This is a genomic window from Bacillus sp. ME78 (assembly GCF_903970865.1).
GTDB classification, from domain to species: domain Bacteria; phylum Bacillota; class Bacilli; order Bacillales; family Bacillaceae_G; genus Bacillus_A; species Bacillus_A cereus.
The window spans coordinates 41,762-60,026 of sequence record NZ_CAJCKK010000028.1; the positions used below are offsets into that span (position 1 = coordinate 41,762).

Here is an 18,265-nt window from a genome sequence, read left to right on the forward strand (position 1 = left end):
CTAAAAGGTCAGGGAAATCATTTTAAAGCAATCGTTTGTTGTCGCTTTCATTTTATAGACTTTCTATCAAGAGGTCAATATATTATTAATTTTCTGTTTTTACACATTTTAAACCTTATTTATTTGTCGCAACTTCTTACAGATAACGTACCTAATTATTGCTTAGTCAGTTTATTTTCAACAATACATAGCTACGTAAAAAAACAGCTAATATCCTTAAAATGATACTAGCTGTTTTTCATAATGTATTAATATATGAATGATGACTATATTTCTAAATTACTTAATTTTTGCTGCATCAAATGCCTTTTGAACTGCTTGAACTTCAGCTGTATTCGCACCATATTTATTAGTTGCCACTCGAATACATGCTGATCTCAATTCTTTGAAATTAGAAGTCATGTTTAACTCATCAGTATTTGCATAATAGAAAATATCAAACATTTTATCTTCACCAATTCCTTTAACAGTTACTCCGTTATGAGTACCGCCTTTTGCAATGAGATACGCAACTTTATTAATAATACTTGAATTAAAATGAACACCGCCTTGATCCCATCCATTAAAATCGTTAAATTCACTGTAATCATCTGGATAAGGTACTCCTAGTGAAGATGGAACAGAAGCTGGATTTTCCATATCACGGAAAACAGATCCTGTTTGTTCTCCCATTGTCCAGTTAAAGTTTCCATTATTTACGTATTTCTCAATAGATGTTCCCATAATATCAGATAGTGCCTCATTAATCGCACCAGATTCCCCGTAATATTCAAGATTAGATTCGCTAGAAGTAACAGCATGTGTAAATTCATGTCCAGCTACGTCATATGCTTTAACAATAGGATCACCATATACAAGCATACTTCCATTATTAGCACTTAATGCATTCTGCCAATTCTTCGGATCATTCGTCTCTTCAGAATCCCAAGCGTGTACAACTGAAACTACCTTTTGTCCATTATTATCAAAGCTATTACGCTTGTATTTATCTTTATAAAAATCAAATACTTTTGTTGCTAAGTAATGAGCACTTACCGCTTTTGGATCGTTAAATGTTGCCGAAGTACTAGTCGCTAATGTACCAGGATAATAGCTTTCTTCTTTAGTAATATCTTTGTAATTTACATCATATGTTTCAATTCCTTGCCCTCTTGTATAATCAGCAAGAGCATATTTGCCATTACTTTGTTTAGAGATACCAAATGAACGAGAAATACCTAAATCATCTTTTCCTGTTCCGGTTAATGATGTAAGACTGCTTTGTTTACTTTTCTTTAAAGCTCCAACTAGTTTGTCACTGGCCTTTAAGTTAGATTCTTGTACCATATTTTTTAACATATCACCATTTTGTGCATTTACTAAATAAGTACCAGAAACATAGTTTGGTGTTGCAGCTTCAAAGGTAACTTGGTATGCATTTTTAGCTTGTCCATTATTTTCATCAACAAAAATAACCTCTTTAACTTCTGGCTCAGTAATAAACTTGATATCGTTCCCGTACTTCGTATAAATAAATTGTTTTGCTTCATCTTTTGATAGATTAATAGGTTTTTTCAATTCTTCTTGTTTTAAATTTTGAGCGCTATCACCTGAAACACTTTTAATAACACCATTATTATCTACATGTGCAGTTAATTGATGGCCATATACTTCTTTTCCTTCGTATGTTTGCTGCATACGTACAAGTGTAGTTCCATCATACGAACCACGTTTTTGAAGGACTTTATAATCTACTCCTGCTTCTCCATTGACTTGTTTTTGGGACAGAGCTTGCTCTGTTTTCTCCTTAAGTGCATCCTTTACTACATTTTCTGGTGCCTTTTGTGACGGTTGTGTAAGTTCACCCGAACGGAACGATTCCTCCTGAATTTGAACTTGTAACTGATCTGTTTCCTCTGCATGACCTACCCCATATGGTGCCACAGCTGTTAAAGCTAATCCTGTTGTTAATGCTACCTTAGTTAATGTCTTTGTGTTTTTCATTATTTCACCTCGTATAATTTTTGAAATAGAAAGCTTGTACAAAGTATACTGTCTATTTCTGTCGGAAAAAAGAGAAAATACACAATTTATGTAACATTATGCAAAATTACATAAATTGTGGTCAATATTATAAATAATGAACGGAACACATATGAACATTAATTTGAATAAAAAAGAGTCCTTTTAGGAGCTCATCCAATTGGTTAATTATTAATTATCTATATTCATTCTAATAAAAGTACACTTACATCTAAATAACAACATAAAAACCCACTCTTTACTATTGTAAGAGTGGGTTTAATGCTATTAAAATAACAATTACTATAAGAAACCTTATAATTTATATTTTTTTAGTAATCCTACTAAGTTTTTTGTAAAATTCACCTTTTGTTTTTATGTGCTTAAACTGATTTGGATTAATATTTGCTTTTTGTGAGAGTGCTACAATCTCTTCTTTTGTAATTGAATCTTTCGTATTTATAGATGCTATATTTGTGTATTTTCCGTCTTCTGTTTTTGGAATTTCTAAAATCCCTTTATTCACAAGATCAACTACAGCCTTATGCTCTGAAGAATGTAAATCTACACCAGTAATTTTCCAATTATGCATAACTTTTGGTGTGTATACACCGTTCTTTACCTCTTTTAAATATGTAATAGCAAGGTTACGAATGGTTCCACCTGTTTCTCCGAATGCATTCTCTTGTTTAGATGACCAAATTTGTTCAAACTTACGCCCCTCTAAAGCTCCCCCTTTTGCCTGAAGAGCCTCCATTCTATATGCATTCATTCCCAGCGTCATAACATCGCTCATTTTGATTGGTTTGTTTGTACGAATAGAGCGTAAATTTGTAATTCTGCTTCCGTATGGTTTTGTTAAGTCAATTTCGTATTTTACGCCTCCAAAGAAATCGTTCGTACTGTATTTAGATGCACGGCGGGTTTTATCAAAGCTAACGGTTACATCTCCAGCACGAGATGAGTTAAAATATCCCGCTGCCCATTCCATATAGTCTTTTAAATCTTTTCCAGAAATCTTATATACTGTAATTTCTCCCAAGGCATATTGGTAATTGTACGCAATATCTTTTTTCTTAATAGGACCTGTATCCAAACGGGCATAATCATTATCAATTTGATGGGCTACTACATCTGCTTTACTGTAGTAGAGCATGACTTCATGAAAGAAATCTGATAAAGGTGTTTCTTGAATCTGAACACTTGGAATACCCTTTATTTCATTTTCAGGAACAAGATTTCTACCCTTTAATTGAGCGACTACAACATTTGCATCTCCTCTCGCATATTCGTGAAAAGGTGTTAGTGTTTCTTCAAGTGTAGGATCAGATAATATCGTTGTTCCATCAGCATTTTTTACAGGTATAGCGGTAGCAGTTTTATCTTTTAAAACCAACTTCCCATCTTGCTTTGTAAAAGTAAGGTCAATACGTGAAATATGTGTTCCATATTTATCTGGCTCTGTAATAATTACGCCATTTACAACTTCTTTTTTTACAAGTTTATGCATGTGAGCCGCAAAAATAGCGCTTAGTTCCGGACAAGCATTTGCAATATCTTGAACACCAGTACCAGGTATACCATTCTCATTTTCTAGTCCCATATGCATAACTCCTACCATTACATCTACTTTACCTTCTAATTCTTTAATTGCCTTTTTTGTCTCTTCTACTGGATTTTTCACCACTAAACCCTCTAAATGATCGGTTCCTTTTTCAAAGTCACTAATCATTGGGGTATTCATACCAATAATCCCGACTTTAATTCCACCTTTTTCTACAATTGTATATGCAGGAAGAAAGCGCTCTCCATTTTCCTTATAAATATTACCTGCTAACGTTTTTCCCTTATATTGCTCACTAACTTTTTTCAATGTATCTAATCCAAAGTTGAATTCATGATTTCCAAATGCCCAGGCGTCATATCCCATTGTATTCATCGCTACCATCATTGGCGATTGTGGCTTATCGTTGAATAATTCTACTGAGTTTCCTTGAATTGTATCCCCGGCATCTACTAATATGGTATTTGGATTTTCTTGACGGACCTTCTTTATAACCGTATAAAGCTGCGTCAAACTTCCACTCATATTTGCTCCATCAAGCGCATAATCCCAAGGCATAAATCTACCATGAATATCTGCAGTACCTAACAATGTGATATTAACTTCAGATTCCTCAGCCTTAGAGATAGATGGTTTGACTATTACTGCCGTTCCAAGCAGTAATAGAATTACAAAGTAACATACATAGTTCTTCCATTTCATTTTTTGCATAATAATAATATTTCTCCCCTTTTTGTACTTTCATAAAGTTGCTTGAACTTTAAAAATGTAACTTATTATTCAGGAAACTTCAACTACAAAAGATAATTTTGAAGGTGGTTCTGTTGCAAAAATAAAGAGAATAAATTGCATACATCCCTAACAGAATTGTATTTTATCGTTTTCTGACAGAATCCCCCTTCCTTAAGGGTGTGAAGTGTACTTTCAAAATAAGGACATATCATTTATCATCATTTCAATTTATTAAAACGGGCATATACAATATGTTATGATGATTAATTTTTTGAGTTTCGTTGCTGATTTATCTCCTTCTAAATAAATACACTTTCAAAAAAATAACCCCGCTCTTCATTTAAGACGGGGTTACACTTATACAGAAAATCGGATAGTTTCATATTTTCTTAAGCTTATTGGTCACTTTCAACTAATTTCATTATATTTTTGTTTTCTTCTGAATCAATATGAATCAACCGTTTCCCCTGTTTATAATACGTATCAATAAATAGGGAATAATTTTTACTTTTCAATTTCACAAAGCAATTTTATCTCTTTTATTTGTGAAATATGACGCTGTTCATGCAAATAGATCAGTTCTATCCACTGATCAAGGGGCAATTCTCCAAGAGCTGGATGCATCACTGATTTTTTCGCTAATACAGACTCATCTTCTATTGTACTCAGGAAATGCATCAATTCTTTTCTTGATTTGCTTAGCATATTGAGCATTTGCTGCACTTCAAATGGTTCTATACTCGGTTCAATCATTTCTGGAGCTATAAACTTTTTCGTTCTATCTAATAAAATAGTGTGAATTTCTTTACGCTCATTTTGGGCACTATCTAACTTTTTTAATCCTGACAAAATAACTGTTATCACTCTCTCATCTAATAAAACTAAATGATGACAAACTTGTGCAATACTCCATTTATCCTTTTCTGGTTTCCTATTAAATTGAGTATCACTCAAGAAAGAAATTTCCTCAACTAATTGATTTCTCGTTTCATAAAACTTGTCATTTACAAATGTATCCATGTGGATTCTCCTTTCATTGTAACCTACATACTTAAATTCCTACGCTAGAAATATTATCTTCGAAAAAAGATTTTCTTTCACTACTATTCCAATTTCATTTTAAAGCCACAAATGAAGTTATTTGTTTTTTTGTATATTTTTAATTGGCATAAATAAATCAACCTTTAACTTTCCTTCTAGATCTTCAGCAACATTATTTAAGCAAAACTCTAAATTATCTCTATCATAATCTGCATCATACTCACTATTTGGTAGCCACTCTGCATACATGTATTGATACGCTTCACTTAATTTATGAGGTTCATCATAGAACTGGTATAGACCATATGTACCTCCATCTAATCTTTTAAATTGCACATCATGATACTTTTCTTTATCGAAGTTTTCAGGAATCGTAACACATGCATCATGCCGGCACTTATGACTTGCAACAAGTTCAGGATTATCTAATGATATTCCGATAAATGATTGCTCTGGTGGATACAGTTTATTTTCAATTGACCAGTTCAGTAACTTCCCTCAGTGATCTTGCGGTTCAAAGTAGCTACCAGTTCGTCTTATATACGCTACTTCTAATGGTGGTAATTTTTTTATAACAACTTTCATTTACATCTTCTCCCCTATAAATACGTACACTGTTTATTTAGCTTTCTTTAATATTTATTCCTTCTTAAACAAAAAGAATTTTCTAATCACATAAAGTGAAACTTTAATCAGCGATGGTTTTGTTCATCCCCACTGATTATTAGTTGAACCAATCGGGCTACCAGTTAATGCGGGATAAACTTTAATTGATAACATGTATAACAATCTTGAATAATAATGTCCTATCAATTTATCATTAAATAAATGTAAAAAATGACCCTATTTATTCATTTTTAATGCGTATGTATGTACATTTGTTAATTTATTCGATATATTATGGGTATTGAATGATTACGTAAAGTGTAAAGGTCGCTTATATAACACCTTATATTTTTATATCCGTGAAAACTACAAAATGTATGAAAATCCATTTGTCAAATGAATTTAGTGCGGAAGGAGGTTTGTGGTTACTTCATAGGGTATAATAATCAGTTTTTTACTGATAAAAATATAGGAGGCGACATAATGTTTCGTACGATTTCAAATTTCATGAGAGTAGCTGAGATAAGAAGGAAAATCCTTTTTACACTAGCGATGTTAATCGTTTTTCGAATTGGCACGTTTATTCCAGTTCCTCATACTAACGCAGAGGTATTAAAAGTACAAGATCAAGCTAACGTTCTAGGTATGTTAAACGTATTTGGTGGAGGAGCATTGCAACATTTCTCAATCTTTGCTGTAGGTATTACACCATATATTACAGCTTCCATCATAGTACAATTACTACAAATGGATGTTATACCTAAGTTTTCGGAATGGGCAAAGCAAGGAGAAATGGGCCGTAAGAAATCAGCTCAATTCACTCGATACTTTACAATCATTCTTGCATTCATACAGGCCATCGGAATGTCTTATGGCTTTAATAATATAGCAGGTGGACAATTAATAACAGATCAAAGCTGGACTACATACTTATTTATTGCGACAGTTTTAACTGCAGGTACTGCATTTTTACTTTGGTTAGGCGAACAAATTACCGCTAACGGAGTTGGTAATGGTATTTCGATGATTATCTTCGCAGGTCTCGTTGCCGCGATTCCAAATGTTGCAAATCAAATTTATTTACAACAATTCCAAAATGCTGGCGATCAGCTATTTATGCACATAATAAAAATTGTTTTAATTGGACTCGTAATTTTAGCGATAGTTGTTGGTGTTATTTACATTCAACAAGCTGTACGTAAAATACCGATCCAATATGCAAAAGCTGTTTCAGGAAACAATCAATATCAAGGAGCAAAAAACACTCATTTACCGCTTAAAGTAAATAGTGCTGGTGTTATACCAGTTATCTTTGCTTCTGCATTTTTAATGACGCCGCGTACAATTGCGCAGCTCTTCCCTGATTCAAGCGTATCAAAATGGTTAGTTGCAAATCTTGATTTCGCACATCCAATTGGAATGACACTTTATGTCGGTCTTATCGTTGCTTTCACATACTTCTACGCATTTATTCAAGTAAATCCTGAACAAATGGCTGAGAATTTGAAAAAGCAAAATGGATATGTTCCTGGTATTCGTCCTGGTAAAGCAACTGAACAATATGTAACTAAAATTTTATACCGTTTAACATTTATTGGTGCAATTTTCTTAGGTGCAATTTCTATATTACCGCTCGTATTCACGAAAATTGCTACGTTACCACCTTCTGCTCAAATTGGTGGTACAAGCTTACTTATCATTGTCGGTGTAGCACTAGAAACTATGAAGACGTTAGAAAGCCAGCTTGTAAAACGTCATTATAAAGGCTTTATTAAAAAAGTGAATTAATTATAAAAAACACACTATATTTTAAAGACATAGTGTGTTTTTTATTTTATATAAATATCGCCATTAATTCTCGATTTTAAAATCCTTATTATTGTGCATGTAAAATACCTTGAAGTACAACTTCTAATCCCCAGCGGAACCTTTCTTCTCCACCAGACAACATATCATCTTTTAAGCTTACAATCATCGGATACTTTACTACATCTAATGTTTCGTACGAAGCACGAATTGCGTCAAGTGTAGTTCCCTTTTCTTTACGTGCTGTTTGTTCAAAGGCGACTGAAGCAGCATATAACAGTAGAATATCTACTCCCCATGCTGATGATTTCGCATTTACTCCTCCTAGGTGTAATTGGTGCAAAATCCGTTCGGTAAGAGCTAACGAATTTGGTCCAATTGGAATTGTCATTAAAGCCAATTCTGCCATTCCAGGGGAATTGAACAAAATTCTGAAATATGAATATACAAGTTCAAATAATTCTTTTTTCCATGTTTCATTTTTGACATCTATTTCTTCAATGTTTCCTAGACCATAATCTAATACAAACGCTCTTAATTCATCAGCATTTTTAACATAAACATATAAAGAAGATGGTCCTGTATCTAGCACTTTTGCAATTTTTCTCATACTAAGGCCTGATATTCCTTCAGACTCCAGGAGGTTATATGCGGTTTTCACAATGATTTCTTTACTCAATGGTTCTTTTGCTGGTCGCGAACGACGGCTATTCGTTGTATTTGTTTTCTCTTCCATAGTTCTCCTTAATTACATCCAGTTTTATTGTTGTCCATGAAGTTGATTCATAAGATTGTACATTTTAATAGCAGCATCTTCTGAAAAACAAATTTCAAGGTTATCATTTGAGATAGCAGCAGATTGTGAAGAATAATCGTACATTTTTCCTTCATAAGTTTTGATTGCTTCGTTCAAATCGTCATACTTTACAATAGCTAGTGCAAGTTCTGCTGCATCACGCATAGCTAGGTTCACACCTTCTCCAGCAAATGGAGACATTAAATGAGCAGCATCACCAATTAAAGTAACACCAGGTGTACTATTCCAAGTTAGCCCCACAGGTAACATATAAATTCGTCTAGGAAAAATTGCACCATCTGCACATCTAATATAATTTTTAAGAGTTTCATCCCAGTCCTCAAAATATTGTAGAAGTTGACTCTTTGCTTCTTCTACATTTTCAAATGGAATCCCACAATTATCAAGCCATTCTTTATTAGTTCTAAAACTTAAGTATACTCGAATACTGTCATCTCCATTTAACTGTGTCAAAATACCTTTTTGATCCGAAAGCGCAAAGACTTTACCACGTCGATTAAACTCCGCTATTCCCGGATGATTTTCCGTGACATTTTGCAAATTCCATTCAATCATACTAATTCCAGTATATTGCGGTGCCGAATCTGTGACAAGTGGGCGAATTTGTGAAAAAGCACCATCTGCCGCTACAACTAAATCCACAATATCTACATGTCCATTTTCAAAATGAAGTTTATGCATACCATTTTCTAGAGAAACGGCTTTTATTAAATTATATCCCCAATGTATACATTCTGAATCAACAGAGTTTAAAAGCAACTCACGCAAAGTACCACGATCAATTTCAGGACGATTCCCGCCAGCTGAATCTGCTTCTTCATCTAAATATATTTTTCCACTTTTATCAAATAATCGAAAATCTTCTCCCTCATATCTAGCAAATTCATAAAATTTCTCTAACAATCCTGCTTCTTTTAGCGCTTCTTGACCAGTATCATGATGGATATCTAATGAACCTCCTTGTTGACGAATCATTGGGGATGTTTCTCTTTCATACACCACACTTTTTAAACCATGTTGTTGTAATATACGAGCTAATGTTAATCCTCCTGGTCCAGCGCCTATAATGGCAATTCTTTTTTTCATATTTTTCGTTCTTTCCATCATTAATCACACCTTACATGTTTTTGAATTACTTGTTCTATTTATAACATAACGAACACTGTTCGTAAAGTACAGTGTTCGTTATTCTCTAAGAAAATTATGGTAACGGCTCCAATAAGAAAAACATGCTACAAATTAGTAATAGCATGTTTTTTGTGTCATCTATTTATTTAAGTTCTCAAAACACTTTAGTCGTTTCTATTTAAAGCTCCTTCTTTAATAGCTTCCCTTGCTTAAAATAAGCTCCAATTGTTGTACGGTTTGCTAAAAACACACCTATCAAAATGAAACAAGCCCCCATTCCCATTGTAGGATTTAAGGGTTCTGCTAATACGATATACCCTACGATAATTGCTATTAACGGTGATACATATAACCACGTCGATGGAAATACTGGGTTTGTTTTTGATAAGAGCCAGTAATATAATCCGTGTCCACCGATCGATCCGATAAATATGAGATATAAAATAGGCCATTGTACACTCCATGAAGTTAATACAGTTACATTTGGTTGTTCTACAATAATAGATGCGATTAGTAGTAAAATCCCTCCATAAAACATTTGAATTCCGTTAATAAGAAATGGTGATACATTTGATAAATCTGAAAGTATTTCTTTCGAACGAATAGAGCCTATTCCGTAAAATAACTCTCCTATAACTAAAACAATACAAGCAATACTCCATATGAAACTTACTTGTTGATGCATTCCTGGTAAAGAAACAAATATAACACCTATCAGTGCAATAACTAAAGCAACGAGTTGTTCCTTTTGTAATTTCTCCCTATTCCTCTTTGCTTGTATTAATAAAATCATCATTGGTCCCGTAGCAGAAAGAACAGCAGCTAATCCCGAAGAAATATATTGTTCTGACCAATATAAACTTGCGAATGTCATAAATGTTAAACAAAATCCAGCATACATAATACGTTTTGAAAATATATGTGGCATAATTTCTTTTCGCTTTAATTTAAAAATAATCATAAGGATTATACCCGCTAAAAAGAAGCGAATTCCTGCTGAAAACAACGGTGGCGCCCCTACTTCAATTCCAATTTTAATCGTTAAAAATGTTGTCCCGAAAATAATACATACTAAAATGTAATTAAAAATGACCATTTTACTTCCTCCTTTTTACTCTTAAAATGAGTATAGAGGCTATGGTGTATAACAGTGTATCGGTACATATAACAGTTACTTCAAGTTGTAGTTGATTCCCTATATATTTTTCGCTTTAATTAAATTAAAAAGAAAAATAGGTGAACCTATGAAGATTGTATTGCGTAAAGAAACAAACATACCGTATTACAAGCAAATATATATGCAAATTGTTGACAGAATACAAAGTGGTATGCTTTCACATGGTGAATCTCTTCCTTCTTTACGTTGTATGGCCACAGATTTACAAATCAATGTATTAACAGTTCGTAAAGCGTATAAACAGTTAGAAACGAAAGGGTATATACGCATCGAACAAGGAAAAGGTGCTTACATATATAAACGGGTAAAGAAAGATTTCAAACCAATTCCGTATAAATGGCAACAAACGAAAACGATTAATGTTATGCGTTCTCAATATGCAATGAATAAACACCGTAAATATTATGATTTTTCACAAGCAATTCTGTATCCCCGTCTGTTACCAAATCCATTTTTGGCAGACGAAATGCATAAATTGCTAGATAAAAATCCGATGTTGTTAGCAACTTATGGGCCAGTTCAAGGCGATTATGAGCTACGAGTTGAAATAGCAAATTACTTAAATGAACACCAAAAATTAGTGACGGACCCATCTCAATTATTAATTACAAGCGGAGCACAACAAGGAATTGATTTAATTGCTCAAACATTATTAAAACCTGGAGATACTGTATTAGTAGAAAGTCCGTGTTACAGTGCCGCGCTTGATGTTTTCATCAATAAAGGTGTTCAAATCATTCCTGTTTCTCTTGATAATCATGGAGTTTGCTCCGACTTAATTGATGGTATTTGTCAAAGTAAAAATCCCGTTTTATTGTATACGAATCCGACCTTCCAAAACCCGACAGGTACAGTAATGAGTAAAGAACGAAGAATGGAACTTATAGAACTAGCGGAGCTATATCAATTTTTTATCATTGAAGATGATTCTTTCGGAGAAATATATTTTGAAGATGCTGTAGTACCACCTCCAATCAAAAGTTTTGATAAGGATGGCCACGTAATATATATAAAAGGATTTAGTAAAACGTTAGCACCAGGATTGCGTATTGCAGCACTTATTGTCGATGGCCCTATTTTTGAATGGCTATATGCAGTGAAAGGTTCAATGGATATCGGTAGTCCTTTATTAACACAAAAGGCACTTCTACCGTTTTTACGTGCGGAACGTATGAAAAATCATTTAGAAAAATTACGAACAGCTTTACAAATGAGACGTGATTTAACAATTGATATATTATCGCCATTAAAAGAACTAAACTTTGAAATACCAAATGGCGGTTTTAATTTATGGGTGACACTGCCTGATTCGATAGATCCCTTTACCTTATTACAAAAAGCAAATGAAGTAGATGTCTCTTTTTTACCAGGAACAGCTTGTCTATTAAATTACGAAACAAATGATAACCAATTAAGAATTAGCTATTCAATGTTAAACGAGAAAGATATGGAAATTGGATTAGAGAAATTATACGATACAATACGAAACAGTATTTATTAGAAGTAATATCACAATAGCCAACAATAAATAATACCTGCAAATGAAAATGTATAGTATGGGATATTATCTATTGTTGAGCTTTTTCGTTATTCAAATCTAGTTACTCTATAAGCTGTAATCTTGATTATCATTCCACTTTAACTACAATCTTTCCTCTAACATGTTGTCCTTCACTCAAAATATGAGCTTCTCGAACTCCTGCTTCATTAAATGGCACCACTTTACTTATGATTGGTTTGATTTTCCCGTTTACAATTAAAGCTGATAATTCTTCTAATTGTTTTCCATTTGGTTTTAGCCATAAAAATCCTGATTTTATTCCTTCTACTTTTTGTAGTGGTTCATGAACAATGGAAACTAGAACACCACCAGGTTTAATAATTCGAAAACTTTTTTCTTGCACTTCGCCACCTATTGTATCTAACACAATATCAAAATCTGATACTAGTTCTTCAAATTTATCTTTTTTATAATCAATAACGAGATCCGCTCCTAAAGACTGTAAAAATTCTTTATTTTTTCTACTAGCAGTCGTGGCAACAAAAGCTCCAAATAATTTTGCGATTTGGATTGCCAAACTTCCAACGCCACCAGCTCCAGCATGAATGAATACACGGTCATTTTCTTTTATTTTTGCGTAATCTACAAGACTTTGCCACGCTGTAAGTCCTGCAAGAGGAATAGAAGCTGCTTCTTCGTAACTAATATTATTAGGCATATGTGATACTAAATCTAATTGTACTGCAATGAATTCAGCATAAGAGCCGCTTCCTATATTTTCAGGTTTCGTAAACACTTTATCTCCTATATTGAAACACTCTACATCTTCTCCAACTTCTTCAATAACTCCAGCTACATCTAATCCTAAAGTGATTGGAAATGAAAAGCGTAACTGTTCTTGTAACTCACCTTTTCTTATTTTCCAATCAACTGGATTAACAGATGTTGCATGAATACGTATTAATACCTCATTATTCTTAACAACCGGTTTTAAAACTTGTCTTTCTTTTAATTCTTCAACACTGCCATATCGATCAATAACAATTGCTTTCATTTCCTCTCCTCCTTACTGTTTATTTTAATAACATACAATTATTTCTCAAAATTTTTTGCCTTGAATTACCATATACTTATTTTTGGGGGTAATTATGCAAAAAGCATTATAAAGTAAAACTTTAATCATTCCTCACCAATCGGGCTCTTACTGCCCGGCAAATAGCGGGATGAATTTCAAAAAGAATCTTACACACATCTTAGAATTATTCAAAACTGTATTATTAATTAAATTCAAAAGAAATGGGGCTAACTTTATGAGTGAAAAGATATTTAAAATAAACGGTATTGATATATGTACAGAAAGCTTCGGTAACTCTAATGATCCCGCTATTTTATTAATTATGGGAGCTACTTGTTCAATGATATATTGGGATGAAGAATTTTGTGAACAGTTGGCGAACACAGGAAAATTTGTTATTCGCTTTGATAATCGCGATGTTGGACGCTCTGTTACATATGAACCTGGCACTTCAAATTATTCAGTAACAGATATGGCTGAAGATGCAATCGGGGTATTAGACGCTTATCATATTGATAAAGCCCATCTTTTTGGTATGTCATTAGGTGGTATGATTGCTCAAATTGCCGCTGTAAAACATCCCGAAAGAATTTTAACGCTAACTTTACTAGCGACTAGTGTAATAGGATCTGATAATAATACTCGCGATTTACCCCCAATGGATGAAAGGATTTTAACACATCATGTAAAGAGCGCAAGTATTGATTGGACAAATAAAAATGATGTGGCAGAGTATTTAGTTTCAGGATCTCGTCTATTATGTGGATCAGAGCGAATATTTGATGAAAATAGAGTTTATACACAAGTAAAACAAGAAATAGAACGCGCAAACAATTTATTAAGTATGTTTAATCACGCTTTACTTCAAGGTGATGATGCATATGAAGGTGTACTTCACTCCATACAAGCACCAACATTGGTTATTCATGGAACAGACGATACAGCACTCCCATTTGAACATGGCCTCGCACTAATTGATGAAATTCCAAGCTCAGTATTATTAACTCTTAAAGGGGCAGGTCATGAAAATCATCCAAATGATTGGGAAAGCATAATTACTGCGGTTTCTAAACATACATCTGAAATTTAGACAAACAAATAATTAACAGAAGGGGCACAAATTGTATTGTGCCCCCTTCCATTTACAAACAAAAACCCATCACTGTATTCGTATGTATAGTGATGGGACTTCTTATATTTTTCTATGTTTAAAAAAATGGACAATCTAATTGATCAACAGATTCCCATAATTTTTTTTTTGCATTTTCGGTGGATGTATTTGCTTCTAGTGTCATGTTTTTAAAAGGGTTTACTTCGACTTTTAATAAGGATGAAGGCTCCACATATAATGAGAAAACATGGCTGCTTGGTAAAGCTTTTGAAACGTCAATATCTCCTACTTGTTTAAATAATTGCTGCGCAGCAAAAAAGAAGAAATTAGTTGGATTTGATTGTTTATTCAGCCACGCAAGCATTTCAGGTGATACCGATTTATGAATATTGATTTTTACTCGATCACCACGTTTATATCGCCTAGATCGCATACTTCCACCAACTAACTTATCGTTAAGTTTGTAAATCCTAACTCTTTTTGCTTATGCTCTCTATATTTTGGCGAACAAGTATATACTAATAATCCTCGTGCATTTGTAAATAACGGATTATCTACAAAGATTACATTTTTGAGTCGTCCTTTTTGCTTTAAAATCATTTTTAAACTATTTTTAATAATTACTGCACCCCCGCCATAAATAAACACGTATGGATCATCTTTCATATCATCAATTTTATTTATAATATCTGTTGCGACACGCGCTGCTAAACCTAATAGTGCCGGCTGTGATTCCTCAACTAATAAGGTATTTCTCGGATGCGTATCATTTAAATAAATTTGATTGAATTCTGTAATACTATCAATCGTCTTAGTTGGATACTTCCGGTTCCATCTCGTAATGATTTGTAGTAACGTCTCTTTTACACCATAAGATAAACCTTTACTTAGTTGCGGACGGAAATTTACCCCTAATGAAACAACTTCTTCTGTCGTCCCTGCACCAATATCAAAAGAGAGTAGAGTTTTATCTACAAAATCAATTTCAGAAACTTGATTTTGCTCACATTCTATTTTATGTTTCACAACATTTCCTTCTTCATCGTATACAATGCCCCACGTCCCAGAAGCACCCTCAGGCAGGCATTTACAATACTCAATTGAAACATTAATTGTCACATCGCGTCCGTTCGGATAATGGAAAATAACCTTATGATTTCCCATATAACGTTTTGCATTTTCAGCAGCTATTTCTTGTGTAATAAGCTGCATAGGAAGAGCGACAGATAAATCATAACGAATATTAATATGGCTAGAAGTTGGACTTTGACGCATAGCGCTTACCGCCAAACCTGATAGTATTGTAATAACCATTAACTCATCCGTTGACTTATTTGATTTCTTCTCTACCTCAGTACCTTTTAATTGATCTTGAATGACTTTTTCTCCAACGATGTATCGTACATTATTAAGCATTAACGATGGCGAACTTATAGTCACATCAATGTGGTTTTCTAATTCAGATAATGAAACATCTACCTCATCTAAGAGTCCTGTCGGCTCACCTATATATAAAGAATAAATACTCGGAATAAAAATAGGGTCTTGCCCTTTCACCATTAACTTCAAACCGTTGTTTCCTGCATCTGCACCAGCTTTTAAAAGTATAGACATAACTACCCCCTAAATTAATCTGACATCCCTTCCAAATATATGCGAGCCCATTCTTTTACATTCAAATGTATTGTAATTTTTTATTTATCATAAAACCAAAATATTGCATACTTACATATTATATGTAAAAAGTATTTGACATGATACTTTTCCAATTTTATACTTATATTTGTAAAGAGTTTTTTACAATCGAGGGGGGCAATTATTTATTGAATACTAAAAAAACTATTTTTATAATCATTGTTTTAGCATTAATTGCAATACTAGTACATGGCACATATAAATACATCACTGAAGGTTCTATTTTGGGTGGTACGATTTTTGCTATCTCGTTAATACTTAGTAATTTAATTAATCACATTACTTGGGGAGATCCCCACGGTGTATCAGAAGAAAGTCAAGATGAAATGGGCCAACAAATTACATATAAAAGCTTTAAAATTGCGTATTTTGTGCTTGTAGTTGTAATGTTCCTTTTATTAATCTTCTCCGAAGGATTTTCTATGGGGGCTAATTTAGATGGCGTTAAAAACCTCCCTCTGTTCATCGCAATTTGCTCTTCATTCTTTATTTATCCTATTGTCGAACTCATAGTTGCAAAACAATATAAGTAAAAAGATGAGGTTTTCTACATGTAGAAAACCTCATCTTTTTATATTTACATACTCTCTACAATTGCTTTTAATTTATTCACAGTACGCCAATTCCTAACTGTAGCTGGTGTATGTAACTTCTGAAACTGGTTCATTAATTTAGAATTTCGAATGCTATTTTTGAAAAACAAATAAGCAACCTTCTCATCTATATAGCAATCTTCAAGTTCACTTTTAAATGTAAGCAATTGACTACTTTCCTCTTCAGAAAGTACATTAGCTAAAAAAGCAACATGAACACTTTCTCCTTCTAACAATGAATGAACTTCATACGGACATTGTTTAATAATATTTATAAATTCACCATATGTTCTTAGCATGACTGGAACATCGAAATCAAATTCATTTTTTATTTTAGATTGTATTCGGTCCTTTAGAAAGCTTATATCTTCCTCAGATTCGAACACGATATTACCACTTTGTATATATGTTTTCACTTGTTTTAACCCTATTGATTCAAACACTCGTTTTAAATCAGCCATTTTGATTACTTTATGTCCACCGACATTGATTCCTCTTAGTAATGCAATATAAAGTGTCATATTATTCCCCTCACAATAAAATAAACTTATCAATTGAATCGATTTTCCCACTCATATTTCTCGGATATTTGTTTTAATTCTTCTAACATATCATGAATAGATAATACCTCAAATAAAATAATGGACTCACTTGAAAAATGGTGATGATAATGATTTGGTTTATAATCTTTTAAATCATTTTTATAACTCCAAAATTGCTTGTCTAATTCAGCAATAAGTTTCAAATGTTCCTCATCAATTTCATTACAACGGTTTCTCAATATAGCAATTATAGAATGAATTGTTCGTTGTAATATTTCCCTTTCACTTTGTGACCAGTCACAAGTCTCAATTGACACTCGAGCTAAATTATCTATATGGTAAATGATTTGCTGTAATATATGAAGTTGGTTCTGCATGGTTAAAAAGCTTCTCATTTCCTTCTTTGTATGTTGATGATATTTCCAATCTTTCTGCTCATATTGAACAAATTGTATCGCCTTATGCAATAATACAGTCAATTTAGATAAATCCTGAGCGGTCTCCTTTTTCATACCTTTTCCTGCAACTAATGCAGTAATCCATTCTTCCATAATATTTGCTGTTTTAGCAAATAGATCCTCTGTACATCCAAAAATCGTTTTCGTGTAGTGTGGTGGGAAAATGAAAAAATTCACTAAAGTAGATACTATAATACCAGTAGATGTAGTAGCTAAACGAATTAAAAATGCAGTGAAATAATGATCTGCCGTAATTGGAATCATAGCTACAGCAGTTAAAGTTGCGACTAATGTTCCCGCATGTAACCTTAGTTTTTGACATGTAACGATCGTAAACATCGCAGCTAATGCATAAGAAATTGCTTGATGACCTAAGAAAAATGTGAACGTCATGGCATATGCCGATCCAATTGTTGAG

General features: G+C 33.2%; 15 protein-coding genes and 1 pseudogene. 4 read left to right on the forward strand and 12 right to left on the reverse strand.

Annotated features, from left to right (window positions below):
* Window positions 1-279 precede the first annotated feature (279 nt).
* From H6481_RS22960 to H6481_RS22975, 4 genes and pseudogenes are all read right to left on the reverse strand, one after another.
* Window positions 280-1,983: a M4 family metallopeptidase gene (locus H6481_RS22960; protein WP_182813298.1), complete on the reverse strand. Its 1,704-nt coding sequence runs from the start codon at window positions 1,981-1,983 to the stop codon at window positions 280-282.
* A gap of 340 nt (window positions 1,984-2,323) precedes the next feature.
* Window positions 2,324-4,276, reverse strand: a complete 1,953-nt coding sequence (locus H6481_RS22965; RefSeq protein WP_023522122.1) for a 5'-nucleotidase C-terminal domain-containing protein — start codon at window positions 4,274-4,276, stop codon at window positions 2,324-2,326.
* A gap of 525 nt (window positions 4,277-4,801) precedes the next feature.
* Entirely contained in the window at window positions 4,802-5,317 is a 516-nt protein-coding gene (locus tag H6481_RS22970) for a DinB family protein (protein WP_098852579.1), read from the reverse strand.
* 117 nt (window positions 5,318-5,434) lie between these two features.
* A pseudogene (locus H6481_RS22975) lies at window positions 5,435-5,923 on the reverse strand (GyrI-like domain-containing protein).
* A gap of 504 nt (window positions 5,924-6,427) precedes the next feature.
* Between H6481_RS22975 and secY the strand changes: the two are divergent.
* On the forward strand, window positions 6,428-7,732 hold the full coding sequence (gene secY, locus H6481_RS22980; protein ID WP_000490135.1) for a preprotein translocase subunit SecY: 1,305 nt from the start codon (window positions 6,428-6,430) through the stop codon (window positions 7,730-7,732).
* An 88-nt stretch (window positions 7,733-7,820) separates the two neighbouring features.
* Here secY and H6481_RS22985 read toward each other — a convergent pair whose 3' ends face one another.
* The 3 genes from H6481_RS22985 to H6481_RS22995 all read right to left on the reverse strand — a co-directional run bounded on the left by H6481_RS22985 (window position 7,821) and on the right by H6481_RS22995 (window position 10,791).
* On the reverse strand, window positions 7,821-8,486 hold the full coding sequence (locus H6481_RS22985; RefSeq protein ID WP_023522125.1) for a TetR/AcrR family transcriptional regulator: 666 nt from the start codon (window positions 8,484-8,486) through the stop codon (window positions 7,821-7,823).
* Window positions 8,487-8,510: 24 nt separating this feature from the next.
* Window positions 8,511-9,674, reverse strand: a complete 1,164-nt coding sequence (locus tag H6481_RS22990) for an NAD(P)/FAD-dependent oxidoreductase (RefSeq protein ID WP_182813299.1) — start codon at window positions 9,672-9,674, stop codon at window positions 8,511-8,513.
* Window positions 9,675-9,873: 199 nt separating this feature from the next.
* On the reverse strand, window positions 9,874-10,791 hold the full coding sequence (locus tag H6481_RS22995) for an EamA family transporter (RefSeq protein ID WP_182813301.1): 918 nt from the start codon (window positions 10,789-10,791) through the stop codon (window positions 9,874-9,876).
* Between the two features lie 148 nt (window positions 10,792-10,939).
* On the opposite strand from H6481_RS22995, the gene H6481_RS23000 reads away from it, so the two are divergent.
* A complete protein-coding gene (locus H6481_RS23000) occupies window positions 10,940-12,373 on the forward strand; it encodes a PLP-dependent aminotransferase family protein (protein WP_182813303.1) in 1,434 nt (477 codons plus the stop codon).
* A 127-nt stretch (window positions 12,374-12,500) separates the two neighbouring features.
* Here H6481_RS23000 and H6481_RS23005 read toward each other — a convergent pair whose 3' ends face one another.
* Window positions 12,501-13,427: an NADP-dependent oxidoreductase gene (locus H6481_RS23005; RefSeq protein ID WP_000644578.1), complete on the reverse strand. Its 927-nt coding sequence runs from the start codon at window positions 13,425-13,427 to the stop codon at window positions 12,501-12,503.
* Window positions 13,428-13,683: 256 nt separating this feature from the next.
* Between H6481_RS23005 and H6481_RS23010 the strand changes: the two genes are divergently transcribed.
* The gene (locus H6481_RS23010) at window positions 13,684-14,538 is read left to right on the forward strand and encodes an alpha/beta hydrolase (RefSeq protein WP_001290786.1); all 855 of its coding nucleotides are present in this window, start codon (window positions 13,684-13,686) and stop codon (window positions 14,536-14,538) included.
* 118 nt (window positions 14,539-14,656) lie between these two features.
* Here H6481_RS23010 and H6481_RS23015 read toward each other — a convergent pair whose 3' ends face one another.
* Both H6481_RS23015 and H6481_RS23020 read right to left on the reverse strand, forming a co-directional pair.
* Window positions 14,657-14,992 carry a hypothetical protein gene (locus H6481_RS23015; RefSeq protein WP_001257761.1) on the reverse strand — a complete coding sequence of 112 codons (336 nt, stop codon included), beginning with the start codon at window positions 14,990-14,992 and terminating at the stop codon, window positions 14,657-14,659.
* 11 nt (window positions 14,993-15,003) lie between these two features.
* Window positions 15,004-16,173: a ParM/StbA family protein gene (locus H6481_RS23020; protein ID WP_000025623.1), complete on the reverse strand. Its 1,170-nt coding sequence runs from the start codon at window positions 16,171-16,173 to the stop codon at window positions 15,004-15,006.
* Between the two features lie 209 nt (window positions 16,174-16,382).
* On the opposite strand from H6481_RS23020, the gene H6481_RS23025 reads away from it, so the two are divergent.
* On the forward strand, window positions 16,383-16,787 hold the full coding sequence (locus H6481_RS23025) for a hypothetical protein (protein WP_001093141.1): 405 nt from the start codon (window positions 16,383-16,385) through the stop codon (window positions 16,785-16,787).
* Window positions 16,788-16,831: 44 nt separating this feature from the next.
* Here H6481_RS23025 and H6481_RS23030 read toward each other — a convergent pair whose 3' ends face one another.
* Window positions 16,832-17,368, reverse strand: a complete 537-nt coding sequence (locus tag H6481_RS23030; RefSeq protein WP_182813305.1) for a DUF1697 domain-containing protein — start codon at window positions 17,366-17,368, stop codon at window positions 16,832-16,834.
* Window positions 17,369-17,397: 29 nt separating this feature from the next.
* On the reverse strand, window positions 17,398-18,265 hold an 868-nt coding region (locus H6481_RS23035), incomplete at its 5' end, for an aromatic acid exporter family protein (protein ID WP_182813307.1).

Coding starts and splice junctions, on each gene's coding strand:
- H6481_RS22960 (WP_182813298.1), bottom strand. CDS start 1,983: ATGAAAAACACAAAGACATTAACTAAGGTAGCATTAACAACAGGATTA.
- H6481_RS22965 (WP_023522122.1), bottom strand. CDS start 4,276: ATGCAAAAAATGAAATGGAAGAACTATGTATGTTACTTTGTAATTCTA.
- H6481_RS22970 (WP_098852579.1), bottom strand. CDS start 5,317: ATGGATACATTTGTAAATGACAAGTTTTATGAAACGAGAAATCAATTA.
- secY (WP_000490135.1), top strand. CDS start 6,428: ATGTTTCGTACGATTTCAAATTTCATGAGAGTAGCTGAGATAAGAAGG.
- H6481_RS22985 (WP_023522125.1), bottom strand. CDS start 8,486: ATGGAAGAGAAAACAAATACAACGAATAGCCGTCGTTCGCGACCAGCA.
- H6481_RS22990 (WP_182813299.1), bottom strand. CDS start 9,674: ATGATGGAAAGAACGAAAAATATGAAAAAAAGAATTGCCATTATAGGC.
- H6481_RS22995 (WP_182813301.1), bottom strand. CDS start 10,791: ATGGTCATTTTTAATTACATTTTAGTATGTATTATTTTCGGGACAACA.
- H6481_RS23000 (WP_182813303.1), top strand. CDS start 10,940: ATGAAGATTGTATTGCGTAAAGAAACAAACATACCGTATTACAAGCAA.
- H6481_RS23005 (WP_000644578.1), bottom strand. CDS start 13,427: ATGAAAGCAATTGTTATTGATCGATATGGCAGTGTTGAAGAATTAAAA.
- H6481_RS23010 (WP_001290786.1), top strand. CDS start 13,684: ATGAGTGAAAAGATATTTAAAATAAACGGTATTGATATATGTACAGAA.
- H6481_RS23015 (WP_001257761.1), bottom strand. CDS start 14,992: ATGCGATCTAGGCGATATAAACGTGGTGATCGAGTAAAAATCAATATT.
- H6481_RS23020 (WP_000025623.1), bottom strand. CDS start 16,173: ATGTCTATACTTTTAAAAGCTGGTGCAGATGCAGGAAACAACGGTTTG.
- H6481_RS23030 (WP_182813305.1), bottom strand. CDS start 17,368: ATGACACTTTATATTGCATTACTAAGAGGAATCAATGTCGGTGGACAT.